This is a genomic window from Yersinia sp. 2542 StPb PI (assembly GCF_048593855.1).
GTDB classification, from domain to species: Bacteria; Pseudomonadota; Gammaproteobacteria; order Enterobacterales; family Enterobacteriaceae; genus Yersinia; species Yersinia enterocolitica_E.
On record NZ_JAZGQA010000478.1, the window covers coordinates 1 to 639 of the forward strand.

Here is a 639-nt window from a genome sequence, read left to right on the forward strand (position 1 = left end):
ATAGCCATGCCTATCGGTTATGCAATATGCATTTACATTATAAATAAAACATGGTTTGGGATAAATACTCTGGTGGTATTGACATTTATTTTGTTCAGTATCATATTTTTTCAAATACGCTTTTCGCGTAAAAATAATCACAAGCTATTTAAAAGAGATTTCCCAGAGGTCTTGTTGATGATTAATATGGCGGCCAGTAGCGGTGCCAGTATTAACCAGGTATTAGAACGTTGTGGGAAAGAGGTCGGTGGGCCATTAGGGAATGAATTAAGCCTTATTTGCCGCCGATTGAATGTGGGAGAGTCTCCTGAAACTGTTTTTTATGATGCCTATCAACGCTTTCGTTACCCCGAGTTTTACTTTCTTATCACCATCATTTTACTTAACTTGCAACAAGGTGGGCAATTAAGAGAACTTACCAGTCGATTGTCCCAAGTGATAACAAAAAGCAAAACATCCGAACAGAAGAAAGCCGTGATGACGGCACAAACACGGATGTCAGTAAATATTCTCTCTATCATACCTTTTGTATTCTCTCTTTTTCTTTACTTTATGGATCCAACGACTATTGAGTCAATGTGGAACCATCCTACTGGTAGGATTATTTTTTATTATATTATCTCCAGCGAGATAATTGGG

Annotated in this window: 1 protein-coding gene; it reads left to right on the top strand. The window is 37.6% G+C overall.

Annotated elements, in window-relative coordinates; all coding sequences use genetic code 11:
* Positions 1-639 (top strand): type II secretion system F family protein (locus V1952_RS22380; RefSeq protein ID WP_420075616.1); only part of this gene is annotated, 639 nt, incomplete at both ends.